Source organism: Oceanicella sp. SM1341 (assembly GCF_003448965.1).
In the GTDB taxonomy this organism is placed as follows: domain Bacteria; phylum Pseudomonadota; class Alphaproteobacteria; order Rhodobacterales; family Rhodobacteraceae; genus Paroceanicella.
The window spans coordinates 1-14,523 of record NZ_QRGC01000044.1 but is presented as its reverse complement, the minus strand read 5'-3'; the positions used below and the strand labels follow the sequence as shown (position 1 = coordinate 14,523).

The 14,523-nt window shown below is 72.1% G+C and carries 14 protein-coding genes; 8 read left to right on the top strand and 6 right to left on the bottom strand.

Annotated features, from left to right (window positions below; translation table 11 throughout):
- The first annotated feature begins 42 nt into the window (after positions 1 to 42).
- A complete protein-coding gene (locus D3P35_RS24225; protein ID WP_118138510.1) occupies positions 43 to 1,077 on the top strand; it encodes a glycosyltransferase in 1,035 nt (344 codons plus the stop codon).
- Here D3P35_RS24225 and D3P35_RS24220 read toward each other — a convergent pair whose 3' ends face one another.
- The 6 genes from D3P35_RS24220 to D3P35_RS24195 all read right to left on the bottom strand — a co-directional run bounded on the left by D3P35_RS24220 (position 1,078) and on the right by D3P35_RS24195 (position 7,412).
- The gene (locus D3P35_RS24220) at positions 1,078 to 2,382 is read right to left on the bottom strand and encodes a diguanylate cyclase (protein WP_118138509.1); all 1,305 of its coding nucleotides are present in this window, start codon (positions 2,380 to 2,382) and stop codon (positions 1,078 to 1,080) included.
- 154 nt (positions 2,383 to 2,536) lie between these two features.
- Entirely contained in the window at positions 2,537 to 3,997 is a 1,461-nt protein-coding gene (locus D3P35_RS24215) for an aldo/keto reductase (protein ID WP_118138508.1), read from the bottom strand.
- Positions 3,998 to 4,019: 22 nt separating this feature from the next.
- The gene (locus D3P35_RS24210) at positions 4,020 to 4,982 is read right to left on the bottom strand and encodes a branched-chain amino acid ABC transporter permease (RefSeq protein WP_232830620.1); all 963 of its coding nucleotides are present in this window, start codon (positions 4,980 to 4,982) and stop codon (positions 4,020 to 4,022) included.
- Entirely contained in the window at positions 4,982 to 5,896 is a 915-nt protein-coding gene (locus tag D3P35_RS24205) for a branched-chain amino acid ABC transporter permease (protein ID WP_232830619.1), read from the bottom strand. The genes D3P35_RS24210 and D3P35_RS24205 overlap by 1 nt, the downstream gene beginning before the upstream one ends.
- Positions 5,893 to 6,627: an ABC transporter ATP-binding protein gene (locus D3P35_RS24200; RefSeq protein WP_118138506.1), complete on the bottom strand. Its 735-nt coding sequence runs from the start codon at positions 6,625 to 6,627 to the stop codon at positions 5,893 to 5,895. Before D3P35_RS24200 ends, D3P35_RS24205 begins: the two co-directional genes overlap by 4 nt.
- On the bottom strand, positions 6,624 to 7,412 hold the full coding sequence (locus D3P35_RS24195; RefSeq protein ID WP_118138505.1) for an ABC transporter ATP-binding protein: 789 nt from the start codon (positions 7,410 to 7,412) through the stop codon (positions 6,624 to 6,626). Before D3P35_RS24195 ends, D3P35_RS24200 begins: the two co-directional genes overlap by 4 nt.
- A 174-nt stretch (positions 7,413 to 7,586) precedes the next feature.
- Here D3P35_RS24195 and D3P35_RS24190 point away from each other — a divergent pair, with 174 nt between their 5' ends.
- The 7 genes from D3P35_RS24190 to D3P35_RS24160 all read left to right on the top strand — a co-directional run bounded on the left by D3P35_RS24190 (position 7,587) and on the right by D3P35_RS24160 (position 14,312).
- Positions 7,587 to 8,324 carry a GntR family transcriptional regulator gene (locus D3P35_RS24190; protein WP_118138504.1) on the top strand — a complete coding sequence of 246 codons (738 nt, stop codon included), beginning with the start codon at positions 7,587 to 7,589 and terminating at the stop codon, positions 8,322 to 8,324.
- A complete protein-coding gene (locus D3P35_RS24185) occupies positions 8,321 to 8,668 on the top strand; it encodes a TIGR04076 family protein (RefSeq protein ID WP_118138503.1) in 348 nt (115 codons plus the stop codon). The genes D3P35_RS24190 and D3P35_RS24185 overlap by 4 nt, the downstream gene beginning before the upstream one ends.
- Positions 8,665 to 9,729 carry an aldo/keto reductase gene (locus D3P35_RS24180; protein WP_232830618.1) on the top strand — a complete coding sequence of 355 codons (1,065 nt, stop codon included), beginning with the start codon at positions 8,665 to 8,667 and terminating at the stop codon, positions 9,727 to 9,729. Before D3P35_RS24185 ends, D3P35_RS24180 begins: the two co-directional genes overlap by 4 nt.
- Positions 9,729 to 10,295 (top strand): hypothetical protein, encoded by a 567-nt coding sequence (locus D3P35_RS24175; protein ID WP_118138502.1) that lies wholly within the window; start codon positions 9,729 to 9,731, stop codon positions 10,293 to 10,295. The genes D3P35_RS24180 and D3P35_RS24175 overlap by 1 nt, the downstream gene beginning before the upstream one ends.
- Positions 10,288 to 11,559, top strand: a complete 1,272-nt coding sequence (locus tag D3P35_RS24170) for an ABC transporter substrate-binding protein (RefSeq protein WP_118138501.1) — start codon at positions 10,288 to 10,290, stop codon at positions 11,557 to 11,559. The genes D3P35_RS24175 and D3P35_RS24170 overlap by 8 nt, the downstream gene beginning before the upstream one ends.
- Positions 11,560 to 11,657: 98 nt before the next feature.
- Positions 11,658 to 12,767 carry a hypothetical protein gene (locus tag D3P35_RS24165; RefSeq protein ID WP_118138500.1) on the top strand — a complete coding sequence of 370 codons (1,110 nt, stop codon included), beginning with the start codon at positions 11,658 to 11,660 and terminating at the stop codon, positions 12,765 to 12,767.
- A gap of 321 nt (positions 12,768 to 13,088) precedes the next feature.
- Positions 13,089 to 14,312, top strand: a complete 1,224-nt coding sequence (locus D3P35_RS24160; RefSeq protein WP_118138499.1) for an alpha-D-ribose 1-methylphosphonate 5-triphosphate diphosphatase — start codon at positions 13,089 to 13,091, stop codon at positions 14,310 to 14,312.
- Positions 14,313 to 14,523 lie beyond the last annotated feature (211 nt).

The window sequence follows — 14,523 nt, the reverse complement described above, 5'->3', positions numbered from 1 at the left end:
CCCCTCTTCCGCCGCAGCCGGCTCCCACCGGTGCGGAACCAGATGAGCTCCGTCGTATTCCTCGATACCCTCTGCCCCTTCCCCTATGACGCTTCCACCGCGCAGCGCCGCGCCCTGGGCCCGGTGGAGACGAGCGTCGTGCGCGTGGCCGAGGCGCTGTCGCGCCATCATTCGGTAACGGTCCACCAGCATTGCTGGACCGATCGCACCGGGCTCGACACCGCGGTCGCCTATTCGGGCATGGACGATGTCCACAGCCTGGCCGGCCGGCTCACCTGCGATCACCTCGTGGTGCTCAACGCCCCTCGCACCCTGGCCCAGGCGGCGCGGCGGTTTCGCGGCGGCCAGCTCTGGCTCTGGCTCCACGTGCTGCCCGGCCGCCACTCCGCGAGCGGGCTCGGCGCCTCGGTGGTGGCGGCCGACGCCGGCGTGATCGTGCTGTCCGAGACCCAGCGTGCCGCGGTGATCGAGCATGCCCGCGCGCAGGAGGGCATCGATCTCGCGCCGCGCGTGCGGGTGATCCCGCCGCCGGTGATGGTGCCGCCGCTGCGCGGCCCCGGGCCGGAGACCGACGCGGACCAGCTCCTCTTCGCCGGCGGCCCGCACGAGGGGCTCGACGAGGTGATCCGCGCGTTTGCCGCGGTGCAGGCGCAGCGGCCCTCCGCCCGGCTGGTGCTGGCCCACCCCGATCTCGCGCATTCCTACGCCTACGGCGAGAACCCGGCCATCCGCAGCCTCGGCGCGCTGCCGCATGCCGAGATGGTGCGCTGCATCCGCGAGAGCTTCTGCATGTTCCACGCCGAGGCCCGGCTGCCCCGGGCCTTCAACCTGGTGCTGGCCGAGGCGGCCGTGCTGGGGGTGCCAGCGATCGCCCACGCCGGGCTGGGCGCGAACGACGAGCAGATCGCCGACCCGCGCCAGCTCATCGACGTGACCGACCGCGCCGCGGTCACCGAGCGGCTGGACAGCTGGTGGCGCGAAGGCCGGCCCCGGCCCGCGCCGCGCCCGGAATGGGAGCGCAAGGCTGTCAGCGCCGCCTGGAGGCGGGAGCTCGCGGGCGGGGTGCAGGCGGCCTGATCAGAGCGTCTGCATGCTGCGCCGGCCGGGGGCCGCGGCGCCCTGGGCCCGGCGCGGCCCCACCGCGCGGTCACGGCCGCTGCGCTTTGCCTCGTAGAGCCGCTCGTCGGCGCGCTGGAAGAGCCCGTTGAGATTGGTCCCGTCCCCCGGGCCGACGGCAAAGCCGATGCTGGCGCTGAGCTGCTCGCCGCCCGGGTGGCAGTTTCCGGTGCGCACCGCGCGCAACATGCGCTCGGCCACCGCGGCCACCTCGTCGGCGGTATGGTCGGGGAACAGCATCACGAACTCCTCGCCGCCGTAGCGGAAGGCGAGGTCCTTCTCGCCGAGGCAGCTCTGCAACGCGCCCGCGACGGCGCGCAGCGCCTCGTCGCCCGCGGTATGGCCGTAGCTGTCGTTCACCTGCTTGAAACGGTCGACATCGGCGATGAGCAGGCCGAAGCTGCGCCCCTCGCGGCTGAGCAGGGCCACCGTGTCGGCGCCCAGGGTCTCGAGCCGGGTGCGGTTCTGCAGGCCGGTGAGCGAGTCGCGCCCGGCCTGCTCGACGAGCGCGAGGTAGCGCTGCTGGTAGGTGAGCACCTCGAACACCTCGCCCAGCCGCAGGGGCGTGGGCACCTTGGTGGTGGGCTCGATCCAGCGCAGGTAGGCGCCGGCGAGGGCAGAGAACAGCGCCGCCGCCGCCATCTTGGCCATCCAGCCCCCGGCGAGCACCGAATAGGGCATGTCCATCAGCAGGTGCAGGGCGGCGAAGAAGCCCAGCTGGTCGAAGGTGAGCACCAGGCTCGAGGCCGCCCAGATGCGCAGCACCGGCGTGGCGATGAGTGTGCCCAGCCTGTTGTAGAGCAGGATGATCATCAGGCAGTCGATGTAGAGCAGCGTGGAGCCCCAGATCATCAGCCAGCCCATGTCGTCGAGGAAGGCGATGTCGGGGAGGGGGGCGCCCGCGCCCGCGTTCAGCGCCGCGTGCAGGCGCAGCACGAACACCAGCCCGACGAGGAACAGGTTGCCCACCAGCAGCCCGTAGATCGGCTGGCGCACCACGGCGGCGTTCTCGCGCAGGTAGACGAGCAGGAGCAGCACCAGCTTGCCGGAGAACAGCACCGTGGAGCCGGGCGAGAGCAGGAAGCCCCCCGGCACGCTCACGTAGAAGGTGGCGGCGAGGTAGGTCTCGAGAAAATGCATCGAGCCCAGGGTGCAGAAGAAGATGCCGCTGCCCAGCCAGTGCCGCACCCGGAAGAGCACAGCCATGACGCCGAAATACAGCAATGCCTCCAGCACGAGCATCGCGACGTTGAGCTGCAGATCCATATTGCAAATGCCCCGGCCCGGACGGGCCGTTCAAAGACCGAACGAAGAACTGCACGGATAAAATCACGTAATTGGTTCGGGCACAACGCGGCGGTTGCATGCCCCGGCAGCCCGCGCGCGGCGCGCGCGGCCCGACGCCTGCCGGGGCCGGCTGTCAGTCGACGATGGCCTCTGCCTCGATCTCGACCTCGTAGTCGCCCACCAGGGCGCCGGCGGCCACCAGCGTGTTGGCCGGGCGGATTTCGCCGAACACCCGGCCGTGGGCGCGCGAGGGGCCCTCCCAGGCCGAGACGTCGCGCAGGAAGATGCGGGTGCGCACCACGTCCTCCACCGAGGCGCCGAGGGCGGAGAGGCTGGCCGCGATCTTGTCGAGGATGTAGGTGGTCTGGGCTTCCGCGTCGCCCGGGGCCACGCAGCGGTCGGCCCCGTGGGTGGCGGTGGTGCCGGAGACGAGCACCCGGTTGCCCACCCGCATGGCGCGGGAGAAGCCGGCCAGCGGCTCCCACACGCTGCCCGAGGACACGCGCAGCCGGCCCGGGCGGCCGGGGATCTCCTCGGCGCTGAACACGCCGGGGATGGCGTCGAGATGGTGCGAGAGGTCGCCCGAGGCGGTGAGGAAGGGCGGCTTGCGGTACTCGTCGCCGCAATCGCCGGGGATGGGGGAGAGGCCGGCGAAGGCCTCGCCGAGGGTGAGGCGGTCGGCGTCGTCGAGGGCGAAGTCGAAGAGGCGCAGGTTCGCGGCGCGGTGCTCGCTCTCGCCCAGCCGCGCGCCGATGATCACCCCGGCCACCGCCGGGTGCTCGAGGATCCAGCGGGTGGCGACGTTGGAGAGCGACACGCCGTGGCGCTGGCCCACCGCGTGCAGCGCGCGCAGCAGGGCCTGGAAGGGCTCCCAGCCGCCGGCGGCGTCAATGAAGCGCTTGTATTTCATCCGGCTCCAGTCGGCGATCTCCGCCGGCTCCGGCTGGCCCAGCCAGCGCTCGGAGAGGAAGCCGCCGCAGAGCGTGCCGTAGGCGAGCAGCTTCACCCCGGTGCGGGCGCAGAGCTCGGAGAGCGCGCCGGCCGCGCGCCGGTCCACCGCCGAGAAGGACACCTGGTTGGAGACGATGGGGATGCCGTCGGCCAGGGCGAGGCCGAGGTGGGCGGCGTCGAAATTGGTCACGCCGATCTCGCCGATCAGCCCCTCCGCGCGCAGCTTCGCCATCTCGTGCAGGGCGTCGAGCCAGGCCGGGTGTTCGAAGGTCCACCAGTGGAACTGCAGCAGGTCTACCTTCGCCACGCCCAGCCGGTCGAGCCGCTCCTGCACCCCGGCGCGCACCACCTCCGCGGTCATCGGCCCGGGCTCGGGGCACCACTTGGTGAAGGCGAGGGGGCGCTCGCCCGCGCCGTGGCGCGCGAGCATGCGGCCGGTGATGAGCTCGGCCGAGCCGTAATGGTCGGCCATGTCGAAGGTGGTGAAGCCGGCGGCGGCATAGGCCTCGAGATGGGTGGCGGCGGTGTCGAGGTCGAGTGCTGCGCCGTCCTTCTCGATGTCGGCCACCTGCCACAGCCCGGTGAGGGCGCGGCTGATGGTGAGGCTGTCGCCGAGGCGGGTGGTGTCGGGTCTGTCGGCCATGGTGCTGTCCGGATTGGGGCGCTCAGGGCGCGTCGGTCTTGGAGGAGGGGGCGGGGCGCAGCCGGCGCATCTCGCGCAGGATGCCCTGCGGGCGCAGCAGCAGGATGGCGCAGAGGGCGACGCCGATGATCACGGTCTGCAGGGCGGCGGCGCGGGCCTGCTCGCCCGCCGGTGCGAGCGCCTCGACCAGCACCGAGGAGGCCGCCCAGATCGCCCAGACCAGCACCGCGCCGAGGATGGCGCCGCGGTTGTTGCCCGAGCCGCCGACGATCAGCATCGCCCAGACCTGGAAGGTGACCATGGGCAGGTAGTTTTCCGGCGCGATGAAGCCGATGAAATGCGCCTGCATGGCGCCGCCCAGCCCCATGATGGCGCCGCCGAGGGCGAAGGCCTCGATGCGGAAGCGCCGCGGGCTCTTGCCCAGGGCCTCGGCGGCGGTCTCGTCCTCGCGGATGGCGCGCAGCACGCGGCCCCAGGGGGAGCGGGCGAGGTGTTCGAGCACGAGGTAGAGCACCAGCACGGAGGCGGCGAGCAGGCCGAGGTTCGCGAGGCCGAATGCGAGCGCCTCGCCGGCGAGGGCGGCGAAGGGCCGGGGGATCTGGCTCACGCCGAAAGGCCCGCCGGTGAGCGGCTGGAGGTTCAGCGCCGCGAGCTGCACGGTGACCGATACGCCGAAGGTGGTGATGGCGAGGTAATCGGCCCGCAGGCGGATGGTGAGCCGGCCCACGCCCGCGGCCACGAGCCCGCCGGCGAGGAAACCCGCGCCCCAGCCTGCCCAGATCGGCAGGCCGTAGCCGCCGAGCCAGCCCGTGGCCGGCGCCGCGGTGAGGAAGGCCGAGACATAGGCGCCCACGGCGACGAAGCCCGCCACGCCCACGTTGAAGAGCCCCGTCTGGCCCCATTGCACGTTCAGGCCCAGCACGATCACCGCGTAGGTGAGCGCGACGGTGAGGAAGAAGGCGCCGTAGCTCACCAGCTCCAGCATCACGCGGCCCTCCCGAACAGCCCGCTCGGCCGGGCGAGCAGCACGAGGATGATGAGCACGAAGCCCACCGCCGCGCGCCATTCCGCCCCGATGAGATGCACCGCGAAAGCCTCGCAAATGCCCACGATCAGCCCGCCCAGCATGGCGCCGGGCACCGAGCCGATGCCGCCCAGGATGGCGGCGGCGAAGAGCGGCAGCAGCAAATCGAACCCCATGTAGGGCCGGATCTGCACCAGCAGCCCCGACATGGTGCCAGCCGCGCAGGCGAGCGCGCCGCCCAGGATCCACACCACCCGGATGACCTTGCGCGTGTCGATGCCTGTCAGGCCGGCGAGGGCCGGGTTCTCGCTCACCGCGCGCATGGCCCGGCCGATGCCGGTGCGGGTAAGCATCAGGTGCACCGCCAGCACCACCAGCGCGGTGAGCCCGAGCATCAGCAGCTGGTCAGGTGTCGCGCGCATGCCGGCGGGCAGGCGCATCGCGATCTGCAGCTCGGTGGTGTAGTAGGCGGGTTTCGAGGTGTAGAGGAATTCGAGGCCGGAGCGCAGCGCCATGGAGGCGCCGAAACTCGCCATCACCACGATGATCGTGCTCGCGCCGCGGCCGCGCAGCCGGCCGAACAGCGCCGCGTCCACCGCCAGCGCCAGCGCGGCGGTGAGCAGCATGGCGATGAGCCCCGCCACCGGCAGCGCCCAGGTGAAGCTGAACGGGTCGATGGGCGGCAGGCTCGCGCCCGTGGCCGCCCCGATCAGCCCCGCCACGCTGAGCGAAAGATAGGCCCCCCAGGTGAGCAGCTCGCCATGGGCAAAATTCGCGAAGCGCAGGATGGAATAGGTGAGGGTGAGGCCGATGGCCCCGAGCCCGATCAGCGCCCCGGTGAGCGCGCCTTCGAGCAGGATCTGCGGTATCATCATGCGCGTGCTCCCTCGCCATGCCCCGCGCCGAGGAACAGCGCGCCGATCTCGGGGTCTCCCGCCAGTTCGGCCGCCGGCGCGTCATGGCGCAGGCGCCCGTCGACCAGGATCACCGCGCGCGCGGCCACCTTGAGCGCCGCGCGCACGTTCTGCTCGACCAGCAGGATGGGCGTGCCGGCGGCGTTGATGCGCACGAGCGTCTCGAACACTTGCCCCACCGCCTTGGGCGAGAGGCCGGCCGAGGGCTCGTCGAGGATCAGCACCTGCGGCTTCACCAGCAGGGCGCGGGCGATGGCGAGCATCTGCCGCTGCCCGCCCGAGAGCCCGCCCGCGAGCGCGCCGGAGCGATGGGCGAGGTCGGGGAACATCTCCAGCATCGCGCCGATGCGCCCGGCCCGGGCGGGGCGGGGCAGCACGGCGGCGGCGAGCTGCAGGTTTTCCCGGATGGTCATGGTGGCGAAGATGTTCTCGGTCTGCGGCACGAAGGCGAGGCCGCGGCGCAGCAGCTCGTGCGGGGCGAGGCCGGTCACGTTGGCGCCGCGCAGGCTCAGCGCGCCGGAATGCACCGGCACCAGCCCGGCGATCGCCTTCACGAAGGTGGATTTCCCCGCGCCGTTCGGCCCCAGCACGGCCACGAAACCGCCCGGGGCAAGGGTGAAGTCGATGCCCTTGATGATCGGCAGGTCGCGCTCGTAGCCGGCGACGAGGGCGGCGGTGGCGAGCGGGGTCATGCGCCCACCTCGCCCAGATAGGCCTCGATCACCTCGCGGTTCGCGAGGATCCCGGCGGGGGTGCCGGCGGCCAGCTCGCGGCCCGCCGCCATCACCACGATGCGCCCGCAGAGCCGGGCGATCATGTCCATGTTGTGCTCGATGAGCAGGATGGTCACCCCGCGGCGGTTGATCTCGAGGATGCGCTCGATGATCACCTCGAGCAGGGCGGGGTTCACGCCCGCCGCCGGCTCGTCGAGCAGCAGCACGGAGGGCTCGGCGATCATGGCGCGGGCGAGCTCGAGCAGCTTGCGCTGCCCGCCCGAGAGCACCCGCGCCGGCTCATGCGCGAGATGCGAGAGGGTGACGAACTCGATGAGCTCCAGCGCCCGCGCCTCGGCCCGGCGCTCCTCGGCCCGCACCCGGCCGGGGCGCAGGAAGTTCATCGCGATGCGCTCGCCGCTCTGGCCCTGCACCGCGGCGAGCACGTTTTCCAGAACGGTCATCCCGGCGAAGGGGCGGGGGATCTGGAAGGTGCGCCCCAGGCCCGCGCCGATGCGCGCCGTGGCCGGCAGCCAGTGCAGCGGCGTGGCGCCGAGCAGGATCTCGCCCGCATCGGGCTTCAGGCTGCCGGCGATCAGGTTGAACAGAGTGGTCTTGCCGGCGCCGTTGGGCCCGATCAGCCCCACGATCTCGCCGGCGTGCAGCGACAGCGACATGCCGTCCACCGCGCGGTTGCCGCCGAAATGGCGCACCACGTTGCGCGCCTCCAGCACCGGCGAGGCCTGTTGCGCGGTCGCGCTCATGCGCCCCGGTGCCCGGCGGGAAGGGGAGGGAAACCCTGTGTCATGCGGTGTTTCGCCCAGGTTTGATGTTTGATCAAAATAATCTTGATCACAAATCAAACCGCTATGTAAAGTCTTTCCTGACGCGGCGTCCCGAGCGGCGCCGCAGCCACGAGAGGGGAGGCTGGCCCGGCCATGCCACGCGTGAAGGAACTGCTTTCCGCCCCACCGCACCGGGCCGCCCCGGCGCGCGAGCCGCTGAGCCCGGTGGGCCGGCGCACGGTGCAGGACGGGGTCTATGCCGAGCTGCGCCGCTCGCTCATCCAGGGCCTGTTCGACCCCGGCGAGGTGCTGCGCATCGTCGATCTCTCCGAGCGGCTGGGCACCTCGACCATGCCGGTGCGCGAGGCGCTGGCGCGGCTGATCTCCGAACAGGCGCTGGAGGCGATGCCCAACCGCTCCGTCCGCGTGCCGCTCATCACCCGCGCTCGGCTGGAGGACCTCGCCCGCGCCCGCGCGATGATCGAGGCGGAGGTGCTGGGCCTCGCGATGACTCGCATCGGCGCCGAGGACATCGCCCGCCTGCGCGAGCTCACCGAGGCCTGCGACGCCGTGCTCGCCATTGCCGACCGCGAGATGTCCGGCGAGGCGGCCGACCTCAACCACGCCTTCCACTTCACCATCTACCGCGCCGCGGGCTCGGAGGTGCTGCTGCCGATCATCGAGAGCCTCTGGCTGCAGTCCGGCCCCTACCTGCGCGCCTCCGCCCGCTACTACGAGGCCGGGATCGACGGCTCGGCCACGCATTTCCACCGCGAGATCACCGAGGCCATCGCCGCGGGCGACGCGGCGGCGGCCCGTGCCGCGCTGCGCGCCGACATCGGCCGGGCCTTCGGCATCCTGCGCCGGCACCTCGGGGAGGAGGAGGCATGAGCGACGACACGTTCGAGCTCTACGACCTGCGGGTGGAGGTGGTGGCCCCCGAGGGCGCCACGATCTACTGCGGCGCGAAGCCGGGAGACCATTTCGAGCTGCACGGCGAGATGCTGCACCTGCCGCCGGGGCAGGGCTTCTCCATCTACTCGCTCGCCGCGGTGCTGCCGCTGCTCGCCGCCAAGCAGCGCGTGACCCATCCGCATGACTGGATGTCCACCGATGCCGAGGTGGCCTGCCCGGATCCCAACTGCCCCTCGCGGCTGCGCATCACCCGCACCGGCATCCGCCGCTTCAGCCACGCCGCCACCACCGCCGTACCGCTTCCCGGAAAGACCGAATGATGACCGACACCGCCAGCCGCTTCACCCTCACGCCCGACCACGAGATCTCCCGCGTCATCCGCGGCGGCTGGCAGCTGGCGGGCGGCCACGGCGCCATCGACGGCGACGCGGCGGTGGAGGACATGATCGCCTTCGCCGATGCCGGCATCACCACCTTCGATTGCGCGGACATCTACACCGGGGTGGAGGAGCTGATCGGCCGTTTCCGCACCGAATACGCCAACCGCCGCGGGGCCGAGGCGCTGGCCCGCATCCGGGTGCACACCAAGATGGTGCCCGACCTCTCGCGGCTGTTCACCGCCGACCGCGCCTATATCGAGAGCCTCATCGACCGCTCGCTCTCCCGGCTGCGCACCGAGCGGCTCGACCTCGTGCAGTTCCACTGGTGGGATTACAACGCGCCGGGCTGGCTCGACGTGGCCTGCTGGCTGGGCGAGCTGCGCGCCGCCGGCAAGATCCGCAACATCGGCGTGACGAATTTCGACACCGATCACCTGCGCGCCATCTGCCTCGCCGGCGTGCCGGTCGCCTCCGCCCAGGTGCAGTACTCGGTGCTCGACGCGCGGCCGGAGAAGCGGCTCGCGGCGCTGGCGGCGGAGCACGGGTTCTCGCTGCTGTGCTACGGCACGGTGGCGGGGGGCTTCCTCTCCGAGCGCTGGCTGGGCGCGGGCGAGCCCGCCGAGCCGCTCGAGAACCGCTCGCTCACCAAGTACAAGCTCATCATCGAGGACATCGGCGGCTGGGATTTCTTCCAGGAGATCCTGCAGGTGCTGAAATCGGTGGGCGCGGCGCATGGCGCCGACATCGCCACCGTGGCGAGCGCCTACATGCTGGGCCGGCCGGGGGTGGCCGCGGTGATCGTGGGGGCGCGCAACCGGGCGCACCTGCCCGGAAACCTCTCGGTGATGGCGCTGCAGCTCACGGAGGCGGAGCGCGGGGCCATCGACGCTGTTCTCGCCCGCCGGGCGGAGCTCACCGGCGACATCTACTCGCTGGAGCGCGACCGCCACGGCCGCCACGGCGCCATCATGAAATACAACCTCAACGACGAGCCGCACTGATGGGCGCGGCCGGCAGCTTCCCCGAGGCCGCGCGGGCCGAGATCGCCGGCCGGCATGCGTTCTTCGCCGAGTGGTTCGCGGGCCACGCGCCGGTGGCCGCGCTGACGGAGGCGCTCACCGCCTTCGCCCCCGGCTTTCGCCGCGTGGGGCCCGACGGGCAGGTGCAGGACCTCGCGGCGCTGCGCACCAGCCTCGCCGCCGCGCATGGCTGCCGGCCCGAGGGCTGCACCATCGCGGCCGAGGAGATCGCCCTGCACTGGAGCGGGGCGGAGGCGGCCCTCTTCACCTACGTGGAGCGGCAGGCCGGGCCGGGGGCACCGGGCCCGCGCCGCGCCTCCGCCCTGATGATACCCTGCGCCGGCGCCCCCTCCGGCGCGGCATGGCTCTTCGTCCAGGAAAGCTGGATCGTGTATGGCGGCGCCCCCGGGGGGCCGTCCAGGGGCGCGATGACAGGCGCCCGGATACAGCCGGGCAAACCGGCAGCACCGCAACAGGGAGGCGCAGCCGCGCTCTCCGCCCGGGGGCCCTCGGCGCCCGGCTCTCGAAAAGGGAACGACGATGAGTAGAACCAGAGCGGCCGCCACCGTTGCGGCCTGCACCCTCGCCGCGGCGCTGAGCCTCGGGACCGCGCGCGCCTGCGACGTGACCGTGGGCCTCGTGCTCGAGCTCACCGGCCCGGCCGGCCAGTACGGCCAGGCGGGGGCGAAATCGGTCGAGATGGCCTTCCGCGACCTCAACGAGGCCGGCGGCGTGAACGGCTGCACCATCCTCGCCGACACCCGCGACAGCCAGAGCCAGGGCAATGTCGCGGTCGACCAGGCGACCCAGCTGGTGAACATCAAGAAGGTGCCGGTGATCATTGGCGGCATCATCTCCTCGGTGTCGCTGCCGATCCTCACCTCGGTCACCGCGCCGGCGGGGGTGGTGCAGGTCTCGCCCGCCTCCTCCTCGCCCACGCTCACCGAGCTCGCCCGCCAGGGCAAGACCAACGGGCTGTTCTTCCGCACCATCACCTCCGACGCCCTGCAGGGCACCGCGGCGGCGAAATACGCGATGGACCAGGGGCTCACGAAGCTCGCCATCATCAACGTGAACAACGACTTCGGCGTGAACATGGCGAAGGAATTCGCCGCCACCTACGAGGCGCTCGGCGGCACCATCACCTCCGTCACCCCCTACAACGAGAAGCAGGCGAGCTACACCGCCGAGGCCTCCGCCGCCATGGCGGGCGAGCCGGAGGCGCTCTACCTCATCTCCTACCCGGTCGACGGTGCGACCATCGCCCGGGCCTGGATCTCGCAGGGCGGCCCGCAGACCTTCCTGCTCAACGACGGCATGAACTCCACCGATTTCATCGAGGCCGTGGGGGCGAAATACCTCGAGAACGCCTACGGCACCTCCTCGGGCACCAGCCCCACCGCCTCGACCGAGTATTTCTACGCCAATTACAAGGACTTCTCCGGCGGCATCGAGCCGAGCGCCCCCGCGGCCGACCGCTCCTACGACGCCGGCGCCATCGTGGGCCTCGCCATCGCCAAGGCGGGCTCGGCCGAGCCGGAGGCCATCAAGGCCGCGATCCCCGAGGTGGTGGCCGAGGGCGGCGAGCCGATCTACGCCGGCCCCGAGCAGTTCGCCCACGCGCTCGAACTCATCAAGGCCGGCCAGCCCATCCGCTACGAGGGCGTCATCGGCCCGGTGAGCTTCGACGGCAACGGCGACATCACCGGCCCCTTCCGCCTCTGGAAGATCACCGGCGGCGAGATCGAGACCACCGGCGAGATGTCGGCTGACGATGTCGCCGCCATCAAGGCCGAAACCGCCGGTAACTGAACCGCGGGGCGGAAGTCACGCCGGCCCTTGCCTGCGTGGCCCTGCCGGCCTACATCTGACGCGCCGCCCGCGGGGCGGCGCGTCACGGAGGGTACGAAATGCGCGTCCGGCCGCTTCGCCTTGCCGCCTATGGCCTGCGCGACGCCCTCCTGCTCTGCGGTTTCTCCGTCACCCTGCTGTTCGCCCGCTTCGCTGCCGGTCCCCTGCGCCGCGAGGTGGCGCTCGGTCTGTTCGTGAGCGCCAACAAGGGGCTCATCCTGGCCCATCACGCGCCACGGGCGCTGCACCTGCGCGCGCGTGTGCTGAAGGCGCGCGACCCCGCGCTCACCCTGTTTCACCGCCTCGCGGGCCGCGTGGCGCGAGGGTTGCTCGCCCGAGCGCCGGAGCGGCTGCGCATCTATTGCTGGGGTTATGCCGACGTGGAGATCCTCGGCGCCGATCTCTCGCGCCCCGATCATCCGGTCTACCGGCTCGAGACCGGGCTGCTCGGGCATGGCGCGGCGCAGGGCGGCTCGGTGGTCTCCTACGTGGTCGACGCCCGCGCGCCCTATTTCGACGGCCGGCGCGAGACCGATCTCGAGGCGATGCTGGGCGCCTATCGTTCCGGCGCCTGGGCGGAAGATCCCGCCACCCGCCGCTTCGTGGAGGAGGCCCGCGCCTCGCGCTTCCAGAAATACGCCGGCGCCAGCGCCGCGCTCGACGAGCCGGTGCGCCCGGAGGACATCGTCGTGGTGGGGCAGGTGACCGGCGACATGGCCCTGCGGGCCACCACCCTCGCCGTGCCCGACAACGTGAGCCTGGTGGAGCGCGCCGTGGCCGAGGCCGGCTCCGCGCGCATCTGGTACAAGGGCCACCCGTTCAACCCGTTCAACGCGGTGGAATGCGCCGAGATCGCCCGGCGCTTTCCGGATGTGCGCATGCTGGGCCCCGCGGTTTCCTTCGCGGAGGTCGCCCACCTGCGCCCCACGGTCTACGTGCTCACCTCCGGCGCCGGGCTCGAGGCAGCGCTGCGCGGCTGCCGGGTGGTGTGCTTCGGCGCCGCCTATTACGCCGGCTGGGGCGCGACCGAGGACCGCGTGGCACTGCCGCGCCGCCGGAACCGGCTCACGGCCGAGGATATCTTCTTCGTCACCATGCACGACTACGCGCGCTATTTCGCCCGCAGCACGCTGGAAACCCTGCCGGCCGAGGCCGCGGTGGCCGCCTGAGGCTGCGCCCTCACCGGGGCGTGTCGCTGCGGGCAGGGAGGGCCATCGTCCTCTCTGCCTGCCCTCCGGCCCGTCGCCCCTCGCCCGGCCCCCCCCCTCTGCCTGCCCTCCGGCCCGTCGCCCCTCGCCCGGCCCCCCCCCCCCGGCCGCCTGTCTGCGCTCAGCGCGCGCCGCCTGCCGCCGCGAGACTGCCGGGATCGCGCGCGTGCGGCACCGCGCTGTCACGCCGGCGTCATGCAGCTGTTACCTTCCGGTCGCCGATCTCGCGCATCGAGACCGTGCCGTCCCGGCTCCGCCTTCAAGCCCGCCCCGAGGTACGTGATGACTGCCCTTCTGATCCGCGACGCGATGCTCCTTCTCGACGAGGGCCCGATGCGTGGCGACCTGCGCATCGAGGACGGCCGTATCGCCGCCGTCGGCGATGCCTCCGCCGCCGGAGCCCGTGTCATCGACGCCGCCGGCCGGTTGCTCGCCCCAGGCCTCGTCGACATCCACGGCGATGCCTTCGAGCGCCAGATCGAGCCGCGCCCCGGGGTGCGTGTCGACACCGCCATCGCGCTCCTGGAGACCGATCGCCAACTCGCCGCGAACGGGATCACCACCGCCTGTCATGCCCTCACCCTCAGCTGGGAGCCCGGCCTGCGCTCTCTCGCGATGGCCGGGGAGGTGCTCGACACCCTGGCGCGGCTTGCCCCGCGCCTCACGGTCGAGCACCGCGTGCAGCTGCGCTGGGAAACCTTCTGCTTCGAGGCTCTGCCCCTGATCCGTCGCGCCCTCGACGGCCCGCTCACTCCTTCCATCGCCTTCAACGACCACACGAGCATGGTCCTGCGCCCCATCGGCATGGCCGTGGCCGACCGCCCCGACCCCCTCACCGAGACCGCATCGCCCGACGACCCGGCCCTGGCCGTCCGCCTCGCCAAGGCGGCGGCGCGCAGCGGCCTTTCCCCCGCCAGCTATATTGACCTGCTCATGGCCCGCTGGGCCCGGCGCGACGAGGCGGAGGCGATGATCGCCGAGGTGGCAGCCCTCGGCAGGGCCGCCGGAGCCCCCATGCTGAGCCACGACGATTGCCAACCGGTTACCAGAGCACGTTTCGCCGCACTGGGCGTCCGGATCGCCGAATTCCCGATGACCCGCGCCGCCGCCGAGGCCGCGCGCACCGCCGGGGATGCCGTCGTGCTCGGCGCACCGAACGTGATGCGCGGCGGCTCCCACAATGGCGCGGTCGATGCGGCCGGCATGATCGCCGACGGCCTCTGCGACATCCTCGCCTCGGATTACTACTACCCCGCCATGCTGGCCGCCGCGGCGAGACTGTCCGGCCCGATGGGCCTCGGCCCCGCGCGCGCCTGGTCAGCGGTCTCGGGGGCCCCGGCCGCGGCGCTCGGCCTGCACGATCGCGGCCGCATCGCCCCCGGCGCCCGCGCCGACCTGCTGCTGCTCGACTGGCCCGAAACCCCCGGCGCTCCGCCCGCGATCCGCCTCACCCTGAGTGCGGGCCGCATCGCCGCCCTTTCCGACAGCGCGCTCGCCCCGTCCTGAGGGGGCGGCGGAAAAAAATCCGCCCGGCTGCATTTCCCTGTTGCGGGTGTTTTTGATTCTGCCTATAAGCCGCCCTCACCGGAGACGAGGCGGCGACGCCGGCGGGAACGGGAGCGGATCTGGGACGGTTCGCAGCTCTTTGAAATGATTGGAAGAAGAAGGGATATGCGGGGTGTTCGGCTCGTTTCGACGAGAGGAACTTCGCATATCG